Below are 23,801 nucleotides of genomic sequence, written 5' to 3'. Positions count from 1 at the left end.
AAAAATTATTTAAATACCGTTATTGATGGCAGCACTTTTCCCTGGCAATCAAATAACGCCTGATTCTCGCGGGCATTCCCCTCTTTCCATTCGTCATGGATATATTTCATGCCGGCTTTGGTCGCCCACGTGGTGCCCGGTACGGCAATCCAGGTCGGCTCCCAATAAAAAATGCCTTTGCCACGGTGGTCCGGAACATCAATAACGGACTGCATTAAATCGTGAATATAATCGTACTGGCCCTGAACGGTACCCGGATAGCCGCCGTCTTTTTCTTCTTTCGCCTGGAAGCTGTTCTCAGCGTTATCGCAGTTGTCCAGCGTATAGCCGTATGCCGCTTCCACCACAATCACGTCTTTGTTATAGCGCCTGCTGATGTCATCCATATTGGCCTTCAGCGCGCTAATCGGGCCGTTCCAGTAGGTGTACATTGACAGGCCGATGATATCGAATGGCACGCCGCGCTTCGCGATTTCGTCAAACCACCAGCGGAAGGTGTCATTTTTAGTCCCTTCGGCCAGGTGCAGCATGATTTTCACCTGCTCGCCGCCGGTCAGATTCTCTTTTAGCCCGCCAATCGCGGCGTTGAGCAGTCCGGCCAGACGGTCAAACTCGCCGCCGCCCTGCCCCCAGCTTTTGCCTTCCGGCCACAGCATGCCGCCGTTGATTTCGTTACCGATTTGCACCATGTCCGGCAGTACGCCCTCTTGCTTAAAGCGGGCGATGGTGTCGCGGGTGTAGTCATGGATCGCCGTTTTAAGCTGCGGGTAGTCCATCTTCTCCCAGGCTTTCGGCTTGAACTGTTTGCCCGGATCGGTCCAGAAATCGCTGTAGTGGAAATCGAGCAGCAGCTTCAGGCCCAGCGCCTTCACGCGCTTCGCCAGCGCAATCGTGTTTTCCAGGTTGTTACTGCCACCGCCATAGATCTTGCCGCTCGCATCCTGTGGATCAACCCACAGGCGCAGGCGTACATAGTTCACGCCGTTGGCCTTCAGGATCGCAATCGCATCCTGCTGCTGGCCGTTCTGGTTATAGAATTTCGCGCCCTGTTGTTCGGCTTCCAGTAGGGTCGAAATATCCGCCCCCTTAATAAAATCTGCAGGCATGGCGTTAAACGGACGCGTTTTCACCGCGTCGGCAGCAAAAGCACTCGCGGCAAGGCCACATGAGAGGCAAACGGCGAGCAAAGCGGGTTTGAGTCTTTTCATGGTTATCCTTTGGTACTCCCGGAGGTCAGGCCGGAGACGAAGTATTTTTGTAACGCCAGGTAGAGGATCGCCACCGGCACCGCAATCAGGACCGCGCCTGCCGCGTAGGTGGTGTAGCTGGCACCCATTTTTTGCGCCACCAGGTTATAAAGCCCGATGGGTAAGGTGTATTTGTCCGGGGTGCGCAAAATGGTGCTGGAGAGGATGAAATCCCCCAGCGGCCCGGTGAAGGAGAACAGCGCCACCACCGCCACAATCGGCTTCGAAAGCGGCATGATAATTTCGATGAAAATCCGGAAATTACTGGCCCCGTCCATGCGCGCGGATTCATCCAGATCTTTCGGGATGGCATCGAGGTAGCCTTTCATCAGGTAAGTGTTCATCGGGATCATGCCGCCCACGTAGATCAGCACCAGCGCCAGATGGCTATTGATAAGGCCCAGCAACTGCGACAGCACGAAGATAGCAATCAGCGCCGAGAACTGGGGGATCATCTGCAGCAGCAGGAACAGCATCAGACCGTTCTGACGCCCCTTAAAGCGAAAGCGCGAAAACGCGTAGGCGGTAAAGCTGACGCTGATTAAGGTCAGTACCATGGTCAGGAAGCTGATTTTCATTGAGTTCCAGTACCAGGTCATGTAGTTCACCTGGCCGTTGAACAGGTCGGCATAGTGCTGTACCGAGAAGTTCTCTGGAATAATCGACGAGCTCAGCAGGCTATTACCCGCGTTAAACGACGCACCGACCGTCCACACCAGCGGGTAAATGATGATTATCGAGACCAGCACGATAACCAGCCAGGAGAGCGAGAGGCGAACCCACTTCTCACGTTTAATACTTTGTGATTGAGCCATTGTTCCGTTCCTTACGCCATGTCGTCATTTTTGAACGATTTCGTGGCGCGGAACTGCCACAGCGCCAGCCCGACGACAAAGATCGACAGCAGGATAGTGATGGTCGCCGCAATCGCATATTGCGAAGAGGACATCGTCAGTTTGTAGATCCACGATACCAGGATATCCGTCCCACCCGCATTCGACCCTACCACCGCCGGTCCGCCGTTATTAAACAGGTAGATGATGTTGAAATTATTGAAGTTGAAGGTGTATTGAGTGATCAGAATCGGCGCAATCGAGTAAAGCACCAGCGGCAGCGTGATGGTACGCAACTTAGTCACGCTGCTGGCGCCGTCCATGGTCGCCGCTTCGTACAGATCGTCCGGAATGGCCTGCAGCACGCCGGTGGTCATGGCGAAAACAAACGGGAAGCCGAGCCAGGTCTGCATCATAATCAGCGCCGTTTTGGTCCAGAACGGATCGGTCATCCACGCTTTTGGCGCGATGCCGAAGAAGGCCAGAATGGCGTTGTTGATCACCCCAAAGGAGTCGTTAAACATTCCGGCAAACACCAGGATGGTGACAAAGCCCGGCACCGCCCAGGGCAGAATGAAGATGGTGCGGATCAGCGGTTTAAAGCGCAGATCTTTCTGGTTCACCAGAATGGCCAGCAGCACGCCTACCGAACATTGCAGCGTGGTAGCGAGCAGGGTCCAGACCACCGTCCACTGCAGCACGTCGAAGAAGGTCGAACGCCAGATGGAGAGCGTGAAGATATTGATGAAGTTCTTAAACCCAACCCAGTCCACCAGCTTAGCCGGCGGCGTGTGATAGAGGTTGTAGTTGGTAAAGGCGATAGCAAAGCCGAACAGGATTGGGAAAACCACTACAAACACCAGCAGGATAAAGCCGGGCGTGATCATAAGATACGGGAAGCCGTCGCTCAGCAGCATCTGGTACTGCTTGCGCACGCTGTTAAGCGCAAGTCCCGTATCGCGTTTTCTGCCATTCACCCACGCATCACGCATCGACAGGTACCAGACCATCACGCCAAACGCGGCGATCAGCACGCTGATGATCCCCTCAGCCAGCAGGAAGATGGAGTTGTCCCGCGGCACCTCCTCGCCCAGCGTCACCAGCCCCCACAGCCCTTCGCGCAGAAAATCGGCAAATACGCCGAGAAAACTGACCAGCAGTACCAGGAAGATGATCCCTTTCAGCCACTGACGATGGTAGAACTGGCCGAAGCCGGGGATGAACGCCAGCAGCAGGCCGGTCCAGGCATGGCGCCCGGCCCCGTGCGGTCTGGCAAAATTTTCCGGGATGATACTCACAGACAACTCCTTTCAAAAAAACGGGAGAGAGTCCTCCCGTTTTGCGACGGCAGAAAATTACTGGTTGCTGGCCTGCATGGCTTCGATCTGCATCTGGACCTGTTTTTCTGCGCTATCCAGCGCGGCTTTAGGATCCTGTTTGCCGGTCAGGCTCAACTCCAGCGCGGCGTTGGCTGGCCCCCAGACTTCACCCATTTCAGGGATGCCCGGCATGGCAGTTGCGCGCGCCGACTGTACCGCGACGGCACTCGCTTTTTCGTCGTTTTTGATAATCGGATCGTCGATCATCGCGGTAAGCGGCGGGATTTCACGCGTGGCGATGTAGCGCGTTTTCACATACTGCGGCTGGTTGATGAATTCGATAAATTTCTGCGCCAGGGCTTTGTCTTTGCTCCACGTGGAGACAACGTAGCCTTTCACGCCAAGGAAAGAACTCATAGGCTTGCCGTCGGGCAGCGTTGGCAGCGGCGCAACGCCGTAGTTGATCCCTGCCGCTTCATACGGCTGGAATGCCCACGGCCCATTGATCACGGCTGCCGCTTTCTTCTCGGTGAACAGGGAGTCAATGGCGTTCAGACCGTTGTCACCGACTATCCCGGCCGGGAAGATCCCGTCGGCGTAGAATTTTTTAAGGTACGTCACGGCCTCTACCGCGCCCGGCTTGTTCAGTCCAACGTCGCTGGCGTTATAGCCGCCCTTGTCGTTATGACCGAAGATGTAGCCGCCCATTGGGGAAATTGCCCCCCAGCTGTAGTAAATCTGATCGAACTTGGCGAGCAGGCCGTACTGGTTTTTCGCGCGCTGCTGTTTCGAAAAGTCATACCAGTCCTGCAGCGAGTTGAGGGGCTTGTCGATGAGGTCTTTGTTGTAGATCAGCACCAGCGTCTCGACCGCTTTCGGTACGCCGTAGAGGGCATTATCCATTTTGAAGGCATTGATTGAGGCCGGGGTGTACTGTTCGGTCTGCTTAGCCTCCAGATTCAGGGGGGTCAGCAGCCCTTGCACCACGGCACCGCCCAGCTGATCGTTAGGGATCACCAGCACGTCCGGGCCAATGCCCGCCGGGCCATCCAGACGCAGTTTTTCCAGCTGCTGGGCGTAAGGTGTCTCCTGGACGTTGACCTTAACGTCGTACTGTTTTTCAAAGTCAGCCACCGCATCCTTTATACCGGATGACTTCTTGATGTCTTCCCAGACGTTAAGCTGCGTGGTGGCATGTACCTGCACCGAGAGCGTAGAGAGGATCAGAGCGGCAAGTAGGTTCTTTTTCATTACAAACCTCATGTGAAGGTATAACAATTTTATGGTTGTTATGACATTTAACGCCTTATCTGCCTCATCTAAAATTCAGCAAAATCAGATGCTGCACGTATGACATTAAATATCTTTGGTTTGGTATACGCTACCCTTCACATCATGATAACTCTACAAAAAACTGTAAGTTGTGTGATCGTCATAACATTAATGGAAAATCTGTATAGGGCGCTTGAATACTGGAAGTTATAGTCGATGCAGACAAATTGCACCGTCCAGCTATGTTGAATTTAATTGTTATACGTAAAACATAGACAGCGGTTTACTCGGGGAACACTGATGTCAAACATACAGTTAAGGAATGTCACCAAGCGCTTTGGCGACACCGTCACCTTGCACAACGTGAATCTTGAAATTGAAGACGGGGAATTCGCCGTCTTTGTTGGCCCTTCCGGCTGCGGTAAATCGACCATGCTGCGCATGATTGCCGGTCTGGAGGAGATTAGCGAAGGTGAAGTCTTAATCGGTAATGAGGTGATGAACGACGTCGCGCCTTCCCACCGCGGCGTGGCCATGGTGTTTCAGTCCTACGCGCTCTATCCGCACATGACGGTCGCCGAAAACATGGGCTACGGGCTGAAGGTGAATAAGGTCCCAAAAGAACAGATCCGTCACCAGGTGGAGATGGTGGCAAAAACGCTGCAGCTCTCCCACCTGCTGGACCGCAAACCTAAACAGCTCTCGGGTGGGCAGCGCCAGCGCGTGGCAATAGGCCGCGCCATCGTGCGTAACCCGCGCGTCTTTATGTTTGATGAACCGCTCTCTAACCTGGACGCCGAACTGCGCGTCGAGATGCGTCTGCACCTTGCCCGCCTGCATCAGGAGCTGAAAACCACCATGGTGTATGTCACGCACGACCAGATCGAAGCGATGACCCTGGCCGACAAGATCGTGGTCATGAACTATGGCAAGGTTGAGCAGATGGGCGCCCCGATGGATCTCTATTACAAACCGGCAAATAAGTTTGTCGCCGGGTTTATCGGTTCTCCGAAGATGAACTTTCTCCCGGCGACCGTTGAAGCCTGGCAGCCCGGTAAGCTTACCGTCAGGCTATCGCAACAGAAGTCGCTCACGCTCACGATGACCACCACACCGCTGCAGCCGGGAAGTCAGGTCACGCTGGGCATCCGCCCGGAACATTTAACCACCGACCTTCACCGCGGCACGCGGCTGGAATTTAACTGTGAAGTGGTGGAGCGACTGGGAAACAATACTTATCTGTTTGGGCAATGCTATGGCCACGACAACGTGAAGATCTTGCTGCCGGGCGACGTGAAGTTCGCGCCCTGGCAGAAGATAGACGTGGCGTTTGACGACCATCACTGCATGGTTTTTGACGACCAGGATGTACGGGTGAGCGCTGATATCGAAGATGCGGTGCGTTCGGTGGCTTAACGCGCGCCACCGTCAGCCAGCGCTCTCACCGCCCGCCCAAACGCCTCAATCGCCAGCGCAACATCCTCAGCCATCACCGACTCCGCCGGATGGTGGCTGATGCCCCCCTTGCAGCGCACAAACAACATCCCCACCGGCCAGCGTTCTGCCAGCGCAATGGTGTCGTGCCCGGCACCGCTCGGCAGCGATAGCGTACGGCCCTGAACCGATGTCACGGCCTCCCCTAACAGCGATTGCAGTCTGGCATCGCAGGGCGTGGCGGCTATCCGGTAAAACTCCTCGGCGCTGAAACAGAGCCCACGCCGGGCTGCGATCTGTTCCGCCTGAATGAGCAGTTCAGTGAGCAGTGCGTCCAGCGGGGCATCCTGCGGGCCGCGAATATCCAGCGATAGCGCCACCTCGCCGGGAATCACATTGACCGCGCCGGGCAGGCAGCGTAACGCCCCCACCGTGGCAACCAGATTGCCGCCGCGCTGTCGGGTGGTGTTTTCAACCTGCACCATCCATTCGGCAGCCGCGGCCAGGGCATCTTTACGGTGAGCCATCGGCACGGTTCCGGCATGCCCGGCTTCGCCGGTAAAGAGACAGTTCAGACGCCGCGCACCGTTAATGGCTTCTACTACCCCCAGCGCCAGCCCCTCCTGCTCCAGGCACGGCCCCTGTTCAATATGCAGCTCCAGACAGGCGCTGAAATCGTCCTGATGCCGCGCGGCAAGCGCTACCCGTCCGGGATCCAGCCCCGCCTGCACCATCGCCTGCGCCACGCTTATGCCACTGGCATCACAGGTATCAAGCCAGTTCTCCGGCCAGGTGCCCGTCAGGCCGCGACTGCCTAACAGCGTAATGCCGAAGCGGGTCCCCTCTTCGTCGCAGAAGCCAACAATCTCGATGGCCTGCGCCAGGCGCACGCCCTGCTGTTGCAGGCTGTCCACCACCTCAATGGCGGTGAGCACGCCGAGCATGCCGTCGTAGCGCCCGGCATTGCGCACGGTATCCAGATGCGAGCCAAGCAGTACCGCCGGCGCGCCCTCCTGCTGCGCCTCATAGCGCCCGCAAATATTCCCGACGCTGTCCTGCCAGACGGTCATGCCCGCCTGGCTCATCCACTGCCCGACCAGCTGGTTGGCCTGCAGATGCTGCGTGGAGAGATAAACCCGCGTCAGGCCGTCCGGGGTTTCGCTGATGGCGGCCAGCGCATCGGCACGGGCCATCACCCGCTCTGCCGCCGGGCTCATTGTGACGTCTCGCGGCGATAATGATCCCACGCGGCCTGCATCGCCGCCCCCTGGGGGGTAGTAAATTTCAGGTAGTTCAGCACCGACTCCAGCGCGCTCAGGGTGGTCATTACGCAGTCTTTACGGGCGTTATAACCCATGGTGCCAATGCGCCATACCTTGCCGTGCAGCGGGCCAAACGAGGTGCCAATTTCGATACCGAAATCTTCCAGCATCAACTTACGCACCTGATCGCCGTTAACGCCCTGCGGGATCACCACGCCCAGCACGTTGTTCATCTTGTGCTTCAGATCGCCAAAGGTCTCCAGCCCCATCGCCTGAATGCCTTTCAGCAGCGCATCGCCGTGCAGCTTGTGCCGGGCGATGCCGTTGTCCAGCCCCTCCTGCAGGATCAGCCGCGCGCATTCGCGGGCGCCAAACAGCGCGGTGGTGGCTTCAGTGTGATGGTTCAGCCGCTCCGGCCCCCAGTAATCCATCACCATGCCGAGATCGAAATAGTTGGAGTAGATCATCTCCTCGTCGCCGTCGCGATGGGCGTCGGTGCGGATCCCCTCCTCGACGCATTTGCGGCGGCGGATCGCCTCTTCCATGCGTGGGCTCAGGGTGATCGGTGACGTGCCGGACGGGCCGCCAAGGCATTTCTGCATGCCAGCGGAGACGGCATCCAGCCCCCAGGCATCGGTTTCCAGCGCGTTCCCCCCGAGCGACGCGGTGGCGTCGGTGTAAAACAGCACGTCATAACGGCGGCAAATCGCGCCGAGCTCGGCCAGCGGCTGCAGCATGGTGGTGGAGGTATCCCCCTGCACGGTCAGCAGCAGACGGGGACGAATACGTTTGATGGCATCCTCCACCTGATCCGGGGTAAACACCTCGCCCCACGGCACCTCGATGGTATGCACTTCCGCCCGGCAGCGGCGGGCGATTTCGCACAGCAGATGGCCGAAGCGGCCAAACACCGGCACCAGCACTTTATCGCCCGGGCGAATGGCCGACACCAGAATCGCCTCAATGCCCGCGCGGGAGGTGCCGTCCACCAGCATCGTCCAGCGGTTTTCGGTGCGGAACACCCCGCGATAGAGCGCCATTACTTCGTTCATGTAGTGGGTCATCGCCGGGTCGTACTGACCAATCAGCTGGCTCGACATGGCGCGCAGCACGCGCGGATCGGCATTGATCGGCCCCGGCCCCATCAGCAGACGCTGCGGCGGATTAAGTTGCGGAAATTGAGCGATATCCATTGTTAAGTCCTTATCAGTTGAGGCCGCGCACGGAGGAGATGAACTGCTTCAGTTCAGTGGTCTGCGGGTTGGCGAAAAGCGTTTTGCTGTCGCCCTGCTCCCAGACTTTCCCCTGGTGCATAAACACCACGCGGTCGCCCACTTCGCGGGCAAAATTCATTTCATGGGTCACGAGAATCAGGGTCATCCCTTCTGCTGCCAGCTGCTCCAGCACCTTAAGCACTTCGCCCACCAGTTCCGGGTCGAGCGCGGAGGTGATCTCGTCACAAAGTAAGACTTTTGGCGACATCGCCAGCGCACGGGCAATCGCCACGCGCTGCTGCTGGCCGCCGGAGAGACTCGACGGGTAGTAATCCAGACGATCGCCGAGGCCGACTTTCTCCAGCATCTGCTGCGCCAGCGCCCGGCATTCGGCGGCGCTTTTCTTCAGCACCCGACGCGGGGCGAGCATCACGTTTTCCAGCGCCGTCATGTGCGGGAACAGGTTAAAGTTCTGGAACACCATCCCGACCGAGCGGCTGATTTCACGCGCCTGGGAATCCCGGTCGGTAATGGTCATGCCGCCAAGCTTGATGCTGCCGTCCTGATACCCTTCCAGACCGTTGATGCAGCGCAGCAGGGTGCTTTTGCCGGATCCGCTGCGCCCGATAATCGAAATCACCTGGCCCATGTCGATATCGAGATCGACCCCCTTCAGGACATGGTTATCGCCGTAGTACTTCTGCACCTGATTAATGGTGATGAGAGGCATTGAATTTAGTCTCCAGATAACGGCTGTAACGCGACAGCGGATAACACAGAATAAAGTAGCCCAGCGCCACCAGCGCAAAGACCTTAAACGGTTGATAAGTGACATTGGTGAGCATCGTCCCGGCTTTGGTCAGCTCGATAAAGCCGATGATTGACGCCAGCGCCGTGCCCTTAATCACCTGGACGGCAAAACCGACCGTCGGCGCAATCGCAATCCGCAACGCCTGCGGCGCGACCACCCGATAAAGCGTCTGGCCAAAGGTCAGCCCCAGACAGCGCGACGCTTCCCACTGCCCTTTTGGCAGCGCGCGAATGCTGCCAAACCAGATATCAAGCAAAAACGCGCTGGTGTAGAACGTGAGGGCCAGCGATGCGGCGGTCCATGGCGAGACATCGATGCCGAACAGCGCCACGCCGAAGAACGCCAGAAATAGCTGCATCAGCAGCGGTGTACCCTGAAACAGTTCGATATAGCCGCGGATCAGGCGCATGATCAGTCGTCCGCCGGTGAGGCGCAGCAGCAGCAGCGGCAGGGTCACCACCGCGCCGCCGACAAACGCCACCAGCGACAGCAGTATCGTCCAGCGCCCGGCCAGCAGCAGGTTGCGAATAATGTCCCAGTCGGTAAAGGTGGTCATCATGCCTGCCCCCCCAGCCATTTGCGTCCTGCCGCCATCATCAGCTGACGCAGGGTAATCGACAGCGCTAAGTAAATCCCGGTTGTCACCAGATAAACCTCAAAGCTCAGAAACGTTCTGGACTGGATCAGGTTGGCGGCAAAGGTCAGCTCTTCATACGAGACCTGCGACACCACCGACGAGCCGAGCATCACGATAATGCACTGGCTCACCAGCGCCGGATAAATACGCTGTAGCGCAGGCGGTAACACCACGCGAATGAAGGTCTGGGTGCGGGTCAGCCCCAGCACGCGTCCGGCCTCCCACTGCCCTTTTGGTGTCACCTGAATGCCCGCCCGGACAATCTCCGTGCTGTACGCGCCCAGATTGATCACCATCGCCAGCAGTGCCGCCTCACCCGCCGTCATCTTCAGCCCCATATTGGGCAGGCCAAAGACGATAAAAAACAGCTGCACCACAAACGGCGTGTTACGGATAATCTCCACGTAACCGCCCCAGATCCGGCTAAACCACGTCGCCCGCCCGCTGCGAATGGCCGCCCCGAAAATACCAATCGTCAGACCGCCCAGGGTCGCCATCACCGTCAACTGGATGGTGACCCACAGCCCGGCCAGCAGCGCCGGCCAGTGCGGCCAGAGCTCAGAGAAATGGAGTTGCTCTGTCATTGCCTTACACGCCAAGGCTTGCCGGCAGCGGCGCCTTGAGCCACTGCTCAGAGAAGCCGTTCAGGGTGCCGTCTTTGATACCCTGTTCAATCAGCGCATCCACTTTCGCCTTCAGCGCTGGTTCATTTTTCTTCAGCCCGATAAAGCACGGTGAATCTTTCAGCATAAAGCTCGGCACCGGAGCTTTCTCCGCGTTCTGGCGCGAGATGGCCGCCACCACGAGGTTGCCGGTGGCCACATACTGTACCTGTCCGGACAGATACGCCGACAGCGTGGTGTTGTTGTCCTCATAGCGTTTTACGTCTGCGTCTTTCGGCGCCAGGCTGGTCAGCACCATGTCCTCGACCGCGCCACGCGTCACGCCGATGGTTTTACCGCTCAGGGCGGCGGCATCTTTCAGCTCTGCGCCTTTCGGGCCAAACACCCCGAGGAAGAACGGCGCATAGGCGCGGCTGAAATCGATCACCTTTTCACGTTCCGCATTCTTACCGAGGCTTGAAATGACAAGGTCAACTTTGTCGGTTTGCAGATACGGCACGCGGTTGGCGCTGGTCACCGGAACCAGTTGCAGCTTGACCTTCATCTGTTTGGCCAGATAACGCGCCATATCGATGTCATAGCCCTGCGGCTGCAGATCGGTTCCGACCGAGCCAAACGGCGGGAAATCCTGCGGCACGGCAATGCGAATGGTGCCGCGTTTCTCGATATCCTGAAGCTGGTCCGCCTTTGCCGACAGGTTAGTGAGCAGACAGACGGCCCCGGCCAGTGCAATCAACAATTTTTTCATGGTGCTTCCCCGTAACGTTAACATGAAACAAAAGATTCTTTGAATTGGATTTTGCAACTAATGTGCCAGATAAAGCGAAACGCGGGATTTTGTTGTAAAGCCTGATAAAACAAAGGCGGGGCGAAAAAGCTCTCTCTTTTTCGCCCCGCCTCACTGCACCATTTCAATGCAAAGCACCACACCGATGCCCCATTATCGTTGTTCGAGCTCGTCCAGGTGCTGATACAGGGTGGCGATCTCATGAATGCGCGGACGGCCTTTATCGAGGATTTCATGCAGAAAGGCGTTTGCCAGCAGGTTGATCAGGCTAGTGACCGAGGCGTAGCTGTCATAGGCTGAGACGCTGTCCAGCGGAGCGCAGAGCTGCCAGCTCGCCAGCGGAAACAGGCTGTGCGCCTGCGGCTCGCACATCAGCAGCACTGGAATACCACTGCTCTGAAGCTGCTGCAGCAGCGGGCGGATGATGCGCGGGCGGCGGCGAAACGCCATCATCACCACCAGATCGTCAGGGGTGAGATCCACCAGCTCTTCGCTCAGGCTCTGCCCGGGCTGCGGCAACACCAGCACCTGTCCGCGTGCCTGCAACAGCTGCTGACGCAGGTGCAGCGCCGCGGGATAGGCGTTACGCATCCCGATAATGACAATGCGCCTCGCCTTAACCATGCTCGCCATCGCGTCGGCAAACTGCCGGGCATCCAGGGCATTCACCCACTGGGTCAGGTTGGCCATCTCCTGCTTATAGTGACGCGCCAGCAGCGTATTGCCCTGCACCGCGTCGCGGTTGTCCGTCAGCGGCATACCGCTCTGGCGCAGGGTACGCAACTCATCGCGCATGTCTTTATACTTATCATAGCCCAGACGCTTAAACAGGCGGCTCACCGTGGCTTTCGACACTCCGCTCAGCTGTGCCAGCTCGGCGCTGTTGTAGCTGATCAGGTCGTCGAAGTGATCGAAAATAAAATCCGCCACCCGCTGCTCCTGCGGCGACAGTGACGCGTATTGTGCTTTCAGTCGTTCATCAAGCTGTTCCATAACGCCTCTGTAACGTTTGTTTCATCTCTTGCTCTCTATTCATTAAGCATGCCAGCTTATCAGCCGGGATGACATGAAACTTTTCTTTCATACCTGGAACAGCTTTTGCAGCGCCTTGTGACTTTCAGGGTTATGAGGACTGTTCATGCAAAGTAATGTCTCCGTACACGGAATGGCGGTTGCCCCCCATCATCTTGCCAGCCAGAGCGCACTGTCGGTGCTGCGCGACGGCGGTAGCGCGATTGAAGCGATGGTCGCGGCGGCGGCCACCATTGCCGTGGTCTATCCCCATATGAATGGCCTGGGCGGCGATGGCTTCTGGCTTATCGTACCCCCCGGCGGCGAACCGATTGCCATCGATGCCAGCGGCGCGGCGGGATCGCTGGCGACGCTTGCCGCCTATGGCGATCTGGCGCACATCCCCCACCGCGGGCCCCGTGCGGCGCTGACCGTGGCGGGTACCGTCAGTGGCTGGGAGGAGGCGCTTAAGGTCTCACACGCGCTGACGGGCAAGGCCCTGCAGCTGACGCATCTGCTGGCAGATGCCATTGACTATGCCCGCAACGGCACGCCGGTCACGGCCTCGCAGGCCAGCGCCACCGCCAGTAAATTCGACGAACTGAAAGACCTGCCCGGCTTCGCGGAAACCTGGCTGGTTGACGGCAAACCACCGGAGGTCGGCAGCCGGTTTTATCAACCGGCGCTGGCCTCCACGCTGACACAACTTGCCGAAGAGGGTCTGGAGAGCTTTTATCGCGGCCCGCTGGCGGCGCGTCTGGCCCGTGGGATGGAGACACTCGGCCTGCCGATTACGCTGGCCGATTTGAACGCGCATGTCGCCCGGCGCACCACGCCGCTGAAATTAGCGCATCAGCAAGGTGAGGTCTGGAACCTCGCCCCGCCGACGCAGGGGCTGGTATCGCTGGCGATCCTCGGCATTACCGACCGTCTGGCAATGGCCGATGCCGACGACGCCGGGACGGTGCACCGCATTGTGGAAGCCACCAAACTGGCCTTTGGCCTGCGCGATGCCCACATCACCGACCCGCGCGAGCTGAAAACCGATATTCAGAGCCTGCTGGATCCTGCGGCGCTTCAGGCGCTCGCCGACCGGGTTGACGATAACCATGCCGCGCCGTGGGGCACCGGCAAAGGCCCCGGCGATACGGTGTGGATGGGGGTGATGGATAACAGCGGCCTGGCCGTGTCGTTTATCCAGAGCATTTATCACGAGTTCGGCAGCGGCGTGGTGCTGCCGGATACCGGCATCGTCTGGCAGAACCGGGGGGCGTCGTTCAGCCTCGATTCCGCACATCTTCTGGCCCTCGCGCCGGGCAAACAGCCGTTCCATACCCTGAACCCGGCCGCGGCGCGTCTGAACGACGGACGGGTGATGGTCTACGGCTCCATGGGCGGTGACGGCCAGCCGCAAACTCAGGCCACGCTCTTTACCCGCTATGTGGTGCAGGGTCTGCCGCTGCAGGAGAGCATCTCCCGTCCGCGCTGGCTGCTGGGGCGCACCTGGGGACAAAGCTCAGACACCTTAAAAGTGGAAGGCCGGTTTTCCCCCGAAACGATCGCACGCCTGCAGGCGCTGGGTCACGAGGTGGAGATCTTCCCGGACTTTAGCGAAGCCATGGGCCACGCGGGCGCGATTGTCCGCCACCCGAACGGGCTGTTTGAAGGCGCGTTCGACCCGCGCAGCAACGGCGGCGCCGCCGGATACTAAGGAGAAAACCATGACAACACAACAACCTGACTGGCATGCCTACCTGGCGCAGATGGAGGCCGTGCTGGGCGTTGAGCTGGATGACGCCCGCCGCGCGGAGCTTCAGCAGCAGTTTAGCCGCATTGCCGCCATGGCCGCCCCGCTGATGGCGCTGCCGCTTGATGACCGTCTGGAGATCGCAGGAGTGTACAAAGCATGAGTCTACACGAGATGAGTATCAGCGCGATCCAGCAGGCGCTGAGTGCAGGCGAGTTAAGCGCCCGCGAGATCGCCCGTCAGACGCTGGAAGATATTGCGCGCATCAACCCGCAGATCAACGCCTGGACGGCGGTTACCGACGCGCGGATGCTGGCCGAGGCAGAAAATATCGACACCCTGCGCCGGGAAAAGCGCCCCCTGCCGCCGCTGGCGGGCGTGCCTTACGCGGTAAAAAACCTGTTTGATGTGGCCGGGCACACCACCCTCGCCGGAGCCGAGCTGTTCAGCCAGCGTTCCGCTGCCAGCGCAGACAGCTTTGCGGTTCGCCAGCTACGCAGCGCGGGAGGACTGTTGTCCGGGATGGTCAATATGGATGCCTATGCCTACGGCTTTACCACGGAAAACAGCCACTACGGCGCCACGCGTAATCCGCACGATCTGACGCGCATTGCAGGCGGCTCCTCCGGTGGCTCTGCCGCCGCCGTCGCCGCCGGGCTGGTCCATTTTTCACTGGGTACCGACACCAACGGGTCGATTCGCGTCCCGGCGTCCCTGTGCGGAATTTACGGCTTAAAACCGACCTTTGGCCGCCTGTCACGCTCCGGCAGCCACCCGTTTGTCGCCAGTCTCGATCATATCGGGCCGTTTGCCCGCCGGGTGTGCGATCTGGCGTCCGTGTACGATGCGCTACAGGGACGAGACACCAGCGACCCTTTTCAGGCAGAGTCCTCCCGCGAGCAGACGCGGCCTATGCTCGATCGCGGTCTGGATGGTTTGCGCTGCGCCGTCCTCGGGGGCTATTTCAGCACGTGGTGTAACGACGACGCCCGGGAAGCCGTCGCGCGCGCGGCACGTGCTCTTGACGTCCAGGAGGAGCTGCAGTTTCCTGAAGCCGCGCTGTCCCGCTCTGCCGCGTTTATCATCAGCGCCTCCGAAGGGGGGAACCAGTACCTGCCGTCACTTCGCCGTGAACCGGAGCGTTTTGAACCACACTCCCGCGAACGCCTGCTGGCTGGGGCGATGATCCCTTCCGCCTGGTATATTCAGGCCCAGCGTTTTCGCGCCCACGCCCGACAGGCCTGTAAAGCGCTGTTTGAGCAGGCCGACGTGCTGATCGCCCCGGCAACGCCGCGCAGCGCCACGACGATTGGCGAGCAGACCATGGAGATTAACGGGGAGCCACTGCCGGTGCGTGCCAGCATGGGGATGCTGACGCAGCCGATTTCGTTTCTGGGTTTGCCCGTCACCACCGTTCCGCTACGCACCGCCCGGGGGGCACCGATTGGTCTGCAACTCATCGCAGCACCGTTTAATGAACAAGCCTGCCTGCGCGTGGCGCGGGTCCTGGAAGCGAGCGGGATAACCGATGCCCGTCCTGCGGAGATGGCACCATGATCAATCACGACGACATTAACCTTCCCTGGGTGGTGGCGGACGTCACGGCCGCGTTTTATCGCTATGAAGATGCGCTGGTGAGCAACAACATTGCGGTGCTGGATGAGTTGTTCTGGCACGACAAAAACACGGTGCGACTGGGCGCGGGGGAAAACCTTTACGGCATTGATGAAATCCGCGCCTTTCGGGCGGCGCGCCCCTCCGCCGGGCTGCAGCGGACGTTGCGCAATACCGTGATCACCACCTTCGGAGAAGATTACGCGGTGTGCAGCACCGAATTTACCCGCGAGGGCACAGAACGCATTGGCCGCCAGCAGCAGACGTGGGTGCGGTTTGCTTACGGGTGGCGCATTGTTGCGGCACAGGTGAGTGTGATGGTGTAACGCTGAAAAACCTGCCCGGTGGCGCTGCGGATGCTGTAGGCCGGGTAAGGCGCAGCCGCCACCCGGCACAATACGACACCACTATTTCTGAAACGGATGCACGTCCCGCCAGTGGTCAGCGATCTGCTGACGGGTACAGACCCAGACCCGCTCGTGCTGCTGCACATAATCCAGGAACCGCTGCAGCGCGCGAAAACGGCCCGGACGCCCCAGCAGACGGCAGTGCATGCCGATGGACATCATCTTCGGCGCGCTTTCACCCTCTTCATACAGCACGTCAAAGCTGTCTTTCAGATAAGTATAAAACTGCTCGGCGGTATTAAACCCCTGGGCGGTGGCGAAGCGCATGTCGTTCGCGTCCAGCGTGTAGGGCACGATCAGGTGCGGTTTACGGCTGCCATCGCTGCAGGCCACTTCCGTCCAGAAGGGCAAGTCGTCGCCATAGTAGTCGCTGTCGTAGTCAAAACCGCCGTGCTCGACCACCAGCTGGCGCGTGTTGGGGCTGTCGCGCCCGGTGTACCAGCCCGTAGGCGGCTTGCCAAACAGATCGGTCAGCACGTGCACCGCTTTGTGCAGATGTTCGCGCTCCTGGTTGATATCCATATTCTGATAGTGGATCCAGCGCCAGCCGTGGCTGACCACGTCGTAATCCGCCGCCTTAATCGCCGCGACAATCTCCGGGTGACGCGCCAGCGCCATCGCCACGCCAAAGACCGTCAGCGGCAGGCCGCGTTTCTGAAATTCATGATGAATTCGCCAGAACCCGGCGCGGCTGCCGTATTCGTACAGGGAGTCCATGGACATGTGTTTGTCGGGATAGCTGACCGCTCCGATGATGTCCGAGAGAAACTGTTCCGACCCGGCATCGCCGTGCAGGACGTGGTTTTCTGCCCCCTCTTCATAATTGAGCACAAACTGCACGGCGATGCGTGCCTGATTCGGCCACTGCGCATGCGGCGGGTTGCCTGCGTAGCCACGCAGATCCCGCGGATAACCCTCTTCAAAAAGCCCCATTGCTACCCCCCCAAAAATTAAAATGGATTCAATGCCTGAAAATGTCCGCTTAACGGTTTGTTCTCCGGGAAGGCCAGATCCCCGTGCTTGCTGGTTGCCAGCCCCAGCGCCACCAGCGATTCCACCATCTTCACCGCCGCACTGACGCCGTCGATCACCGGCACGCGCAGTTCGCGCGTCAGCTCCTGGGCGAGCGTTGCCATCCCGCCACAGCCCAGTACGATGGCACCGCAGCCATCCTCTTTCAGGGCCTGTATACAGCGCGCGCGCACCTTCTCCTGCGCCAGGCCGCTGCCGTCTTCCAGCGCCAGCACCGGGAGATCAATCGCGTGCAGGGCCGCGCAGTGATCCTGAAAGCCATACTGGTGCAGCAGATGACGGGCAATGATCAGCGTGCGCGGCAGCGTGGTGACAATGGAAAAGCGCGTCGCCACCAGCGTGGCCATATGCATGGCGGCTTCGGCAATGCCGACAACCGGCCCTTGTGCCAGCTCGCGCGCGGCCAGCAGCCCCGGATCGCCAAAGCAGGCAATCACGTGCCCTTCCACCCCCTGCTCTCTGCCTTTTTTGACTTGCTCAAGGACACCCACGGCGGCAATGGCTTCATCAAAATGGCCTTCGATTGAGGGCACACCCGCACTGGGGCAGACCGCGAGGATCTCGGTGCCCGGCGCAGCCACCGCGCGGGCGGCCGCGCCGATGGTTTCCGTCATCGCGAGGCTGGTATTGGGATTAATGACTTGTATACGGACAGACGACATTACGACTCCTTGTGGCTGGCGAACAGCCGGGCAAAATCGGGCAGGCATTCACCTGCCCGTTCGAAACAGAGGCTGGCGACGATATGTTCAAAATGGTGCATTAAGGCATCACTGAGGGGTTGCAGCGCTTTCTGACGCAGCAGCTCCACAAGCTGTTCGTGGTCATTGCAGCGACACCCCTGACGCCACGGCGCGCCCCAGGTGGCAATCACCAACGAGGAGCGCTGGCTCAGGCGGGTCACCATCTCCGTCAGGACCTGATTGCCGGAGATGGCCTGCAGCTGAATATGGAAATTTGCGGAGTGGCGGATCGCCGCCGGGCCGTCGTAAGCCTCATGCGCCTGCAGCTCCTGACGGATGATTGACGCCAGCGCGGTCAGATGCGGCGGCTGACAGTGCGCCAGCACGTCCGGTAGATTGGCGACCTCCAGTAGCGCGCGGGTGCGAAAGATCTGCCGGGCCTCTTCGACCGTCGGGCTGGCAACGTGTGCACCACGTTTGGGCGTTAAGGTGACCATTTGCACAGCGGCGAGTCGCTGCAGCACCTTACGGATGCCCGTACGACTCACGCCAAAGACCTCCGCCAGCGCCTCTTCCGGCAATTTGCTTCCCGGCAGCAGTTGATGTTCGACAATCGCGGTCATCAGCGCCTGAAAGATGGATTCGTCTTTGTCTTGCAGGTCTGGCGCGGCGTGCAGACTGTTCACGTTGTTCATTAACCACTCCACTTTTTACTTTTCGCTATCGAATCGTATACATAAAAATAAAATATTGCATACAAGATTTATTATTTTGGCCTGAATCCTGCAACACCGTCTGCACTCCCACTCAACGGGTTTTCATTCACAGGAGCAGGTTTCATGCCAAACAGACAAAATACGCAACACGGTACGGCCGCTGATTCCGGTGCGGTATACAGCCCACGGCTTTGCAATGAGGATCTGGCACCGACGCGTGACCAGAACTGGAGCTGGTACAACATCTTTTCTTTCTGGATGTCCGACGTCCACAGCATGGGGGGCTACGTGGTCGCCGCGAGCTTCTTTACGCTCGGGCTGGCAAGCTGGCAGGTGTTGCTCTGCCTGCTGGTGGGAATTTGCATTGTGCAGTTGTGTGCCAACCTGGTGGCGAAACCGAGCCAGATGGCGGGCGTGCCGTATGCGGTGATCAGCCGTCAGGCCTTTGGCGTGTTCGGGGCAAACATTCCGGCGGTGATCCGCGGGCTTATCGCCTTTGCCTGGTACGGCATTCAGACCTATCTGGCCGCTAACGCCCTGATGCTGGTGGCGCTGAAGTTCTGGCCGTCGCTCTCGTCGCTCACCACCGGCGCGTTCCTCGGACTGTCGCACCTGGGCTGGGTCTGCTTTGCCATTATGTGGGTATTGCAGGCAATGGTCTTCTGGCACGGCATGAATGCCATTAAGCGCTTTATCGACATCGCCGGCCCGGCGGTGTATGTGGTGATGCTGGCGCTGGCAGGATGGATTGTATACAAGACAGGATTCGACGGGATCTCCTTTACCCTCGCCAGCAAATCCCTGAGCGCGGGCGAGCAGACCTGGCAGATGATCACCGCCACGGCGCTGGTGGTTTCCTACTTCTCAGGCCCGTTGCTCAACTTTGGTGATTTCTCCCGCTACGGCAAAAGCATGGGGGAAATCCGCCGCGGTAACCGCTGGGGCCTGCCGTTTAACTTCCTGCTGTTTTCCATCGTGACCGTGGTGATTGTCTCCGGTACCCAGTCGCTGTTTGGCCGCATGATCACCGACCCGATTGAAACCGTCAGCCGCGTGGGCAACGATCTGGCGGTGGCGATTGGTCTGTTGACCATGATCACCGCCACCATCGGGATTAACATCGTGGCCAACTTCGTCTCCCCGGCGTTTGATTTCTCTAACTGTTCCCCGCAGAAAATCAGCTTCCGCACCGGGGGAATGATTGCCGCCGTCGGCTCGATCCTGTTAACCCCGTGGAACTTGTTTAACTCCCCGGAGCTTATTCATTACACCCTGGATGTGCTGGGGGCGTTTATCGGTCCGCTGTTCGGTATCCTGATTGCCGATTTCTACCTGATTAAGCGTGGCAAGGTATCCGTGGACGACCTGTTCGATGACACGCCAGAAGGGAAATACTGGTACCGCAACGGCTTTAACCCGAAAGCCATCGGCGCGCTGATCCCCTCGGTTGCCGTCGGGCTGGTGATAAGCTTCATCCCGGCGCTGCATGAGGTGGCAAACTTTAGCTGGTTCATTGGCGTGTTCCTTGGCGGGGTAACCTACCGCTGGCTGGCGCGCGAAGAGCGCGAAGGGGCGTCCACTGCTCACTTCACGGCACGCGAGGCCACGCAAACAATCAGACAGGAGCCGTGATGGATTACCAGACTGCGATACGCGGTGCATTTTTCGATATCGCCCGGGTCTGCGACAGCGCAGACCTGATTGCCGACCATGCGCGCTACCAGGAGGACGGCCTGCTGTTTATTCACCACGGGAAAATCGTGGCGCTCATGGCCTGGCAGGAGGGAGATCAATATCTTGACCCGCACAAGGGTTACACCGACCTGCGCGGCAAACTGCTGCTGCCCGGCTTTATCGATACCCACGTTCATTACCCGCAGACCGAGATGATCGGCGCCTTCGGCGAGCAGTTGCTGGAGTGGCTGACCACCTATACGTTTCCGGTGGAGAGCCAGTTTGCCGACGAGAGCTACGCAAAAGAGATCGCGGAATTTTTCATAAATCAGCTGGTGAGCCACGGCACCACCACCGCACTGGTGTTTTGCACGCTGCATCCTGAATCGGTGGATGCGCTGTTTACCGAAGCATCGCGCCTGAATATGCGCCTTATCGCCGGGAAGGTGATGATGGACCGGCACACCCCGGACTACCTGACCGAAACGGCACAACAGAGCTACCGGCAGACGCGGGATCTAATCCAGCGCTGGCACCACCATGGACGGCTGGGGTATGCCATTACGCCACGCTTTGCACCCACTTCATCACCGGAACTGCTGGCGGCGGTGCGTTTACTCAGAGAGGAGTTTCCGGACACCTGGCTGCAGACCCATCTGAGCGAAAACCCGAACGAAGTGGCCTGGGTTAATGACCTGTGGCCGGAGCATGAACGTTATCTGGATGTCTATCACCACTACGGCCTCACCGGCGAGCGCAGCGTGTTTGCTCATGGGATCCATCTGCACCACAGCGAGTGGCAGTGCCTGCACGACACCGGATCGGCGGTGGCGTTTTGCCCTACCTCCAATCTGTTTCTTGGCAGTGGGCTGTTTCGGTTACCCGCCTGCTGGCAGCACAAGGTGCGAATGGGTATCGGCACCGACGTCGGCGCGGGTACCACCTTCAGCATGCTGCGCACGCTGGGGGAAGCTTACAAGGTGGGTCAGTTGCAGAGCTATCGCCTGCGCGCCAGCGAGGCCTTTTATCATGCCACGCTGGGTGGCGCGCATGCCCTGCGTCTGGATGACAAAATTGGCAACTTCGCTCCGGGCAAAGAGGCCGATTTTATCGTGATCGACCCGGCTGTCACCCCGCTGCAGCGCCTGCGCAGCGGGCGCTGCAAGGATATCTACGAGCAACTGTTTGTGCTGATGACCCTGGGCGACGAGCGTAATATCAGCCAAACCTGGGTCAACGGCGAGCCAGTGTGGTCAGCTGCCGCGGTAGGTTGACCAGCCGCCAGGGGCAATCACAAACGGCAGATGGAAGTGCTCATCTGCCGTTTCGCCGATTAGAAAATCAATTTGCGCGCAGGGATAGAGCGTGTCGCGCCCCGTTTCGCTAAACCAGGCGCCAGTCTCGGCCACCAGCCGATAGCGGCCCGCAGGCAGAAGGGGAACAAATTCGGTGATGCGGCCCTGCGCGTTGGTCACGCCAGTTGCGATGATCTCCGCGTCCTGTTCAAGACGTACCGTCACCCCCTGCGCGGGTTTGCCCGTCGAGATATCCAGAATATGTGTACTGAGTGTGCTCATGCGCCAATGACTCCTTCCAGTCGTAATAAGGTAATTTCCCGCAGCTGATCCAGTGCGGCCTGCACCTCCTGCGCATCGCTGTTTTCCAGCCGCGCGTTCAGGGCCTGCAGGATCTCCTCCCCGCTGCGGCCTTTGGCGCGGATCAGAAAGACGCGCCCGAAACGGCTTTCGTAGCGGGCATTGCCTGCCCGCAACGCCTCAGCAAGCTGCGCATCATCATGATTCACCGCTCCCTGCTCCCGACGCGACAGCGCCGCCTCCGCCTGCGTGCCCATGGGCTTCTCACCGATGCGCGGATGCGCGCTCAGGGCCCGCGTGAGCGCGTGTTCATCCCAGCTATGCGTCAGCGCCTGGGCCGCGTTAAACAAAACCTCCCGGCTCGGATAAGGCCGCCCGGCGACCAGCGCCTCGGCCCAGCCGGGAATGGCCACGCAAGGGTGTAATAGCGTAAGCACCTCTTCGTGACTCCGGTGATTAAAATCGTCCAGCGTTATCATGGTTCCTCCCGTGACATCATCGTCCCTGAACATTGCACAAAACACGCCACTCTTGCCTGAGGCCTGAAACAGTTGATTCCTTAACCCTAAACCGGAAATTATTGATTCATAAAAAGGCATTCCCACCGCGATAACGCACCTTAGCAGTGCAAACATCTCTCCCACAACGCCCTTTACCCCACTCTGCAGCCTGGTACGCAAATTGCTGATGTTAATGACACCCGGCAAAAGGAGAGAAGCATGAAAGCAATCGTCATTGGTGCGGGCATTGGTGGCCTGAGCGCCGCTGTCGCGCTGGAAAAGGCGGGCATCGACTGTACCGTGTTTGAAGCAGTAAAAGAGATCAAACCCGTTGGCGCGGCCATCTCCATCTGGCCCAACGGGGTGAAATGCATGCAGCACCTCGGCATGGGCGACATCATTGAGACATACGGCGGGCCGATGCGCTTTATGGCCTACAAGAATCACCGGCGCGGCGACACGTTGACCCGCTTTAGCCTGGCCCCGCTGGTGGAGCGCACCGGAGGACGCCCCTGCCCCGTCTCGCGCCCCGAACTGCAGCGCGAGATGCTGGACTTCTGGGGTCGCGAGCGGGTGCAGTTCGGCAAGCGCGTGGAACACGTCCGGGAAGATGATGCTGGCGTCAGCGTAACATTTACCGACGGCAGCACGGCGACGGGCGATTTTCTGATTGCCGCCGACGGCAGCCATTCGGCGGTGCGCCCGTACGTGCTGGGGTATACCCCCGAGCGCCGCTATGCCGGTTACGTTAACTGGAACGGACTGGTGAAGATTGATGAAGAGATTGCCCCCGCCCACCAGTGGACCACGTTCGTGGGAGAAGGCAAGCGTGTGTCGCTGATGCCCGTCTCCGGTGGCCGCTTCTATTTCTTTTTTGATGTCCCGCTTCCCCTCGGTCTGGCGGAAGATCGCACCACCCTCAGAGCCGATCTCACGGGTTACTTCCGCGGCTGGGCGCCGCCGGTGCAGAAGCTGATCGCCGCGCTGGATCCGGATACCACCAACCGCATTGAAATCCACGACATTGAGCCGTTCGACAGCCTGGTACGCGGCCACGTGGCGCTGCTCGGCGATGCGGCACACAGCACCACGCCGGATATCGGCCAGGGCGGCTGCGCAGCGCTGGAGGATGCGGTGGTGCTGGGTGATTGTCTGCGCGAAAACCACAACATTACCCTGGCGCTGCGGCAGTACGAAGCCCTGCGCTGTGACCGGGTACGCGACCTGGTGCTGAAGGCTCGCAAGCGCTGTGACGTCACGCACGGTAAAGATATGGCGTTAACCAGAGCCTGGTATCAGGAGCTGAGAGAGGAGACCGGGGAGCGCATTATCAACGGTCTGTGCGACACCATTCAGGGCGGACCATTAGGCTGAACGTAAGAG

23 protein-coding genes and 1 pseudogene are annotated in these 23,801 nt (G+C 59.3%); 8 read left to right on the top strand and 16 right to left on the bottom strand.

Annotated features, from left to right (window positions below; genetic code table 11):
- Nucleotides 1–5 precede the first annotated feature (5 nt).
- From AC2FAK_RS13455 to AC2FAK_RS13440, 4 genes are read right to left on the bottom strand one after another with little or no spacing between them, the layout of a single operon-like run.
- Entirely contained in the window at nt 6–1,208 is a 1,203-nt protein-coding gene (locus AC2FAK_RS13455) for a glycoside hydrolase family 53 protein (RefSeq protein WP_095455521.1), read from the bottom strand.
- Nucleotides 1,209–1,210: 2 nt separating this feature from the next.
- A complete protein-coding gene (locus AC2FAK_RS13450; RefSeq protein WP_013097215.1) occupies nt 1,211–2,062 on the bottom strand; it encodes a sugar ABC transporter permease in 852 nt (283 codons plus the stop codon).
- A gap of 11 nt (nt 2,063–2,073) precedes the next feature.
- Nucleotides 2,074–3,378, bottom strand: a complete 1,305-nt coding sequence (locus tag AC2FAK_RS13445) for a carbohydrate ABC transporter permease (RefSeq protein WP_095455520.1) — start codon at nt 3,376–3,378, stop codon at nt 2,074–2,076.
- A gap of 57 nt (nt 3,379–3,435) precedes the next feature.
- Nucleotides 3,436–4,650 carry an extracellular solute-binding protein gene (locus AC2FAK_RS13440; RefSeq protein ID WP_095455519.1) on the bottom strand — a complete coding sequence of 405 codons (1,215 nt, stop codon included), beginning with the start codon at nt 4,648–4,650 and terminating at the stop codon, nt 3,436–3,438.
- A gap of 321 nt (nt 4,651–4,971) precedes the next feature.
- Here AC2FAK_RS13440 and AC2FAK_RS13435 point away from each other — a divergent pair, with 321 nt between their 5' ends.
- Nucleotides 4,972–6,087, top strand: coding sequence for an ABC transporter ATP-binding protein (locus AC2FAK_RS13435; RefSeq protein ID WP_046889775.1), 1,116 nt, complete (start codon nt 4,972–4,974; stop codon nt 6,085–6,087).
- On the opposite strand, the gene hpxK is transcribed toward AC2FAK_RS13435, so the two are convergent.
- From hpxK to hpxU, 7 genes are all read right to left on the bottom strand, one after another.
- Complete coding sequence (hpxK, locus tag AC2FAK_RS13430) at nt 6,084–7,322, bottom strand: allantoate amidohydrolase (RefSeq protein WP_095455518.1); 1,239 nt, start codon at nt 7,320–7,322, stop codon at nt 6,084–6,086. The genes AC2FAK_RS13435 and hpxK overlap by 4 nt on opposite strands.
- Nucleotides 7,319–8,560 carry a pyridoxal-phosphate-dependent aminotransferase family protein gene (locus AC2FAK_RS13425; protein ID WP_038419062.1) on the bottom strand — a complete coding sequence of 414 codons (1,242 nt, stop codon included), beginning with the start codon at nt 8,558–8,560 and terminating at the stop codon, nt 7,319–7,321. Before AC2FAK_RS13425 ends, hpxK begins: the two co-directional genes overlap by 4 nt.
- Before the next feature lie 13 nt (nt 8,561–8,573).
- A complete protein-coding gene (locus AC2FAK_RS13420; RefSeq protein ID WP_013097221.1) occupies nt 8,574–9,311 on the bottom strand; it encodes an amino acid ABC transporter ATP-binding protein in 738 nt (245 codons plus the stop codon).
- Nucleotides 9,292–9,948, bottom strand: coding sequence for an amino acid ABC transporter permease (locus AC2FAK_RS13415; RefSeq protein ID WP_038985602.1), 657 nt, complete (start codon nt 9,946–9,948; stop codon nt 9,292–9,294). Before AC2FAK_RS13415 ends, AC2FAK_RS13420 begins: the two co-directional genes overlap by 20 nt.
- On the bottom strand, nt 9,948–10,613 hold the full coding sequence (locus AC2FAK_RS13410) for an amino acid ABC transporter permease (RefSeq protein ID WP_095455517.1): 666 nt from the start codon (nt 10,611–10,613) through the stop codon (nt 9,948–9,950). The genes AC2FAK_RS13415 and AC2FAK_RS13410 overlap by 1 nt, the downstream gene beginning before the upstream one ends.
- A 4-nt stretch (nt 10,614–10,617) precedes the next feature.
- A complete protein-coding gene (locus AC2FAK_RS13405; RefSeq protein WP_020689666.1) occupies nt 10,618–11,400 on the bottom strand; it encodes a transporter substrate-binding domain-containing protein in 783 nt (260 codons plus the stop codon).
- Nucleotides 11,401–11,592: 192 nt separating this feature from the next.
- On the bottom strand, nt 11,593–12,432 hold the full coding sequence (hpxU, locus tag AC2FAK_RS13400) for a MurR/RpiR family transcriptional regulator HpxU (RefSeq protein ID WP_095455516.1): 840 nt from the start codon (nt 12,430–12,432) through the stop codon (nt 11,593–11,595).
- A gap of 145 nt (nt 12,433–12,577) precedes the next feature.
- On the opposite strand from hpxU, the gene hpxW reads away from it, so the two are divergent.
- From hpxW to hpxZ, 4 genes are read left to right on the top strand one after another with little or no spacing between them, the layout of a single operon-like run.
- On the top strand, nt 12,578–14,161 hold the full coding sequence (gene hpxW / locus AC2FAK_RS13395) for an oxamate amidohydrolase (protein WP_095455515.1): 1,584 nt from the start codon (nt 12,578–12,580) through the stop codon (nt 14,159–14,161).
- A 10-nt stretch (nt 14,162–14,171) separates the two neighbouring features.
- Nucleotides 14,172–14,360: an oxalurate catabolism protein HpxX gene (gene hpxX / locus AC2FAK_RS13390; protein ID WP_045902785.1), complete on the top strand. Its 189-nt coding sequence runs from the start codon at nt 14,172–14,174 to the stop codon at nt 14,358–14,360.
- Nucleotides 14,357–15,754: an AtzE family amidohydrolase gene (locus AC2FAK_RS13385; RefSeq protein ID WP_095455514.1), complete on the top strand. Its 1,398-nt coding sequence runs from the start codon at nt 14,357–14,359 to the stop codon at nt 15,752–15,754. The genes hpxX and AC2FAK_RS13385 overlap by 4 nt, the downstream gene beginning before the upstream one ends.
- Nucleotides 15,751–16,137: an oxalurate catabolism protein HpxZ gene (hpxZ, locus tag AC2FAK_RS13380; RefSeq protein WP_057072082.1), complete on the top strand. Its 387-nt coding sequence runs from the start codon at nt 15,751–15,753 to the stop codon at nt 16,135–16,137. Before AC2FAK_RS13385 ends, hpxZ begins: the two co-directional genes overlap by 4 nt.
- A gap of 81 nt (nt 16,138–16,218) precedes the next feature.
- On the opposite strand, the gene puuE is transcribed toward hpxZ, so the two are convergent.
- The 3 genes and pseudogenes from puuE to AC2FAK_RS13365 form a co-directional block, all read right to left on the bottom strand.
- On the bottom strand, nt 16,219–17,118 hold the full coding sequence (gene puuE / locus AC2FAK_RS13375) for an allantoinase PuuE (protein ID WP_375714101.1): 900 nt from the start codon (nt 17,116–17,118) through the stop codon (nt 16,219–16,221).
- A pseudogene (gene hpxA, locus AC2FAK_RS13370) lies at nt 17,036–17,912 on the bottom strand (allantoin racemase). Before hpxA ends, puuE begins: the two are co-directional and overlap by 83 nt.
- Entirely contained in the window at nt 17,912–18,628 is a 717-nt protein-coding gene (locus tag AC2FAK_RS13365; protein WP_095455511.1) for a GntR family transcriptional regulator, read from the bottom strand. Before AC2FAK_RS13365 ends, hpxA begins: the two are co-directional and overlap by 1 nt.
- Nucleotides 18,629–18,772: 144 nt before the next feature.
- Between AC2FAK_RS13365 and AC2FAK_RS13360 the strand changes: the two genes are divergently transcribed.
- Together AC2FAK_RS13360 and guaD are read left to right on the top strand one after the other, a co-directional pair.
- Complete coding sequence (locus AC2FAK_RS13360) at nt 18,773–20,281, top strand: NCS1 family nucleobase:cation symporter-1 (RefSeq protein WP_095455510.1); 1,509 nt, start codon at nt 18,773–18,775, stop codon at nt 20,279–20,281.
- Nucleotides 20,281–21,597: a guanine deaminase gene (guaD, locus tag AC2FAK_RS13355; protein WP_095455509.1), complete on the top strand. Its 1,317-nt coding sequence runs from the start codon at nt 20,281–20,283 to the stop codon at nt 21,595–21,597. Before AC2FAK_RS13360 ends, guaD begins: the two co-directional genes overlap by 1 nt.
- Here the strand turns inward: guaD and uraH are convergent.
- Both uraH and uraD read right to left on the bottom strand, forming a co-directional pair.
- On the bottom strand, nt 21,577–21,900 hold the full coding sequence (gene uraH, locus AC2FAK_RS13350) for a hydroxyisourate hydrolase (protein WP_045295753.1): 324 nt from the start codon (nt 21,898–21,900) through the stop codon (nt 21,577–21,579). The genes guaD and uraH overlap by 21 nt on opposite strands.
- A complete protein-coding gene (gene uraD, locus AC2FAK_RS13345; protein ID WP_095455508.1) occupies nt 21,897–22,397 on the bottom strand; it encodes a 2-oxo-4-hydroxy-4-carboxy-5-ureidoimidazoline decarboxylase in 501 nt (166 codons plus the stop codon). Before uraD ends, uraH begins: the two co-directional genes overlap by 4 nt.
- Nucleotides 22,398–22,637: 240 nt before the next feature.
- Here uraD and hpxO point away from each other — a divergent pair, with 240 nt between their 5' ends.
- Nucleotides 22,638–23,792 (top strand): FAD-dependent urate hydroxylase HpxO, encoded by a 1,155-nt coding sequence (hpxO, locus tag AC2FAK_RS13340; protein ID WP_095455507.1) that lies wholly within the window; start codon nt 22,638–22,640, stop codon nt 23,790–23,792.
- Nucleotides 23,793–23,801: the final 9 nt, after the last annotated feature.

The sequence above is a fragment of the Enterobacter cloacae complex sp. 394F7 genome, from assembly GCF_057320385.1.
This window is presented reverse-complemented; position numbering and strand designations above follow the sequence as displayed.

What these genes read in the sequence shown, in the direction of transcription:
- AC2FAK_RS13405 (WP_020689666.1), bottom strand. Translation starts at nt 11,400, where the DNA reads ATGAAAAAATTGTTGATTGCACTGGCCGGGGCCGTCTGTCTGCTCACT.
- AC2FAK_RS13415 (WP_038985602.1), bottom strand. Translation starts at nt 9,948, where the DNA reads ATGACCACCTTTACCGACTGGGACATTATTCGCAACCTGCTGCTGGCC.
- AC2FAK_RS13420 (WP_013097221.1), bottom strand. Translation starts at nt 9,311, where the DNA reads ATGCCTCTCATCACCATTAATCAGGTGCAGAAGTACTACGGCGATAAC.
- AC2FAK_RS13360 (WP_095455510.1), top strand. Translation starts at nt 18,773, where the DNA reads ATGCCAAACAGACAAAATACGCAACACGGTACGGCCGCTGATTCCGGT.
- AC2FAK_RS13455 (WP_095455521.1), bottom strand. Translation starts at nt 1,208, where the DNA reads ATGAAAAGACTCAAACCCGCTTTGCTCGCCGTTTGCCTCTCATGTGGC.
- hpxO (WP_095455507.1), top strand. Translation starts at nt 22,638, where the DNA reads ATGAAAGCAATCGTCATTGGTGCGGGCATTGGTGGCCTGAGCGCCGCT.
- hpxX (WP_045902785.1), top strand. Translation starts at nt 14,172, where the DNA reads ATGACAACACAACAACCTGACTGGCATGCCTACCTGGCGCAGATGGAG.
- AC2FAK_RS13365 (WP_095455511.1), bottom strand. Translation starts at nt 18,628, where the DNA reads ATGAACAACGTGAACAGTCTGCACGCCGCGCCAGACCTGCAAGACAAA.
- AC2FAK_RS13450 (WP_013097215.1), bottom strand. Translation starts at nt 2,062, where the DNA reads ATGGCTCAATCACAAAGTATTAAACGTGAGAAGTGGGTTCGCCTCTCG.
- guaD (WP_095455509.1), top strand. Translation starts at nt 20,281, where the DNA reads ATGGATTACCAGACTGCGATACGCGGTGCATTTTTCGATATCGCCCGG.
- AC2FAK_RS13425 (WP_038419062.1), bottom strand. Translation starts at nt 8,560, where the DNA reads ATGGATATCGCTCAATTTCCGCAACTTAATCCGCCGCAGCGTCTGCTG.
- AC2FAK_RS13440 (WP_095455519.1), bottom strand. Translation starts at nt 4,650, where the DNA reads ATGAAAAAGAACCTACTTGCCGCTCTGATCCTCTCTACGCTCTCGGTG.
- hpxZ (WP_057072082.1), top strand. Translation starts at nt 15,751, where the DNA reads ATGATCAATCACGACGACATTAACCTTCCCTGGGTGGTGGCGGACGTC.
- hpxU (WP_095455516.1), bottom strand. Translation starts at nt 12,432, where the DNA reads ATGGAACAGCTTGATGAACGACTGAAAGCACAATACGCGTCACTGTCG.
- AC2FAK_RS13410 (WP_095455517.1), bottom strand. Translation starts at nt 10,613, where the DNA reads ATGACAGAGCAACTCCATTTCTCTGAGCTCTGGCCGCACTGGCCGGCG.
- uraD (WP_095455508.1), bottom strand. Translation starts at nt 22,397, where the DNA reads ATGATAACGCTGGACGATTTTAATCACCGGAGTCACGAAGAGGTGCTT.
- AC2FAK_RS13435 (WP_046889775.1), top strand. Translation starts at nt 4,972, where the DNA reads ATGTCAAACATACAGTTAAGGAATGTCACCAAGCGCTTTGGCGACACC.
- AC2FAK_RS13385 (WP_095455514.1), top strand. Translation starts at nt 14,357, where the DNA reads ATGAGTCTACACGAGATGAGTATCAGCGCGATCCAGCAGGCGCTGAGT.
- hpxW (WP_095455515.1), top strand. Translation starts at nt 12,578, where the DNA reads ATGCAAAGTAATGTCTCCGTACACGGAATGGCGGTTGCCCCCCATCAT.
- uraH (WP_045295753.1), bottom strand. Translation starts at nt 21,900, where the DNA reads ATGAGCACACTCAGTACACATATTCTGGATATCTCGACGGGCAAACCC.
- hpxK (WP_095455518.1), bottom strand. Translation starts at nt 7,322, where the DNA reads ATGAGCCCGGCGGCAGAGCGGGTGATGGCCCGTGCCGATGCGCTGGCC.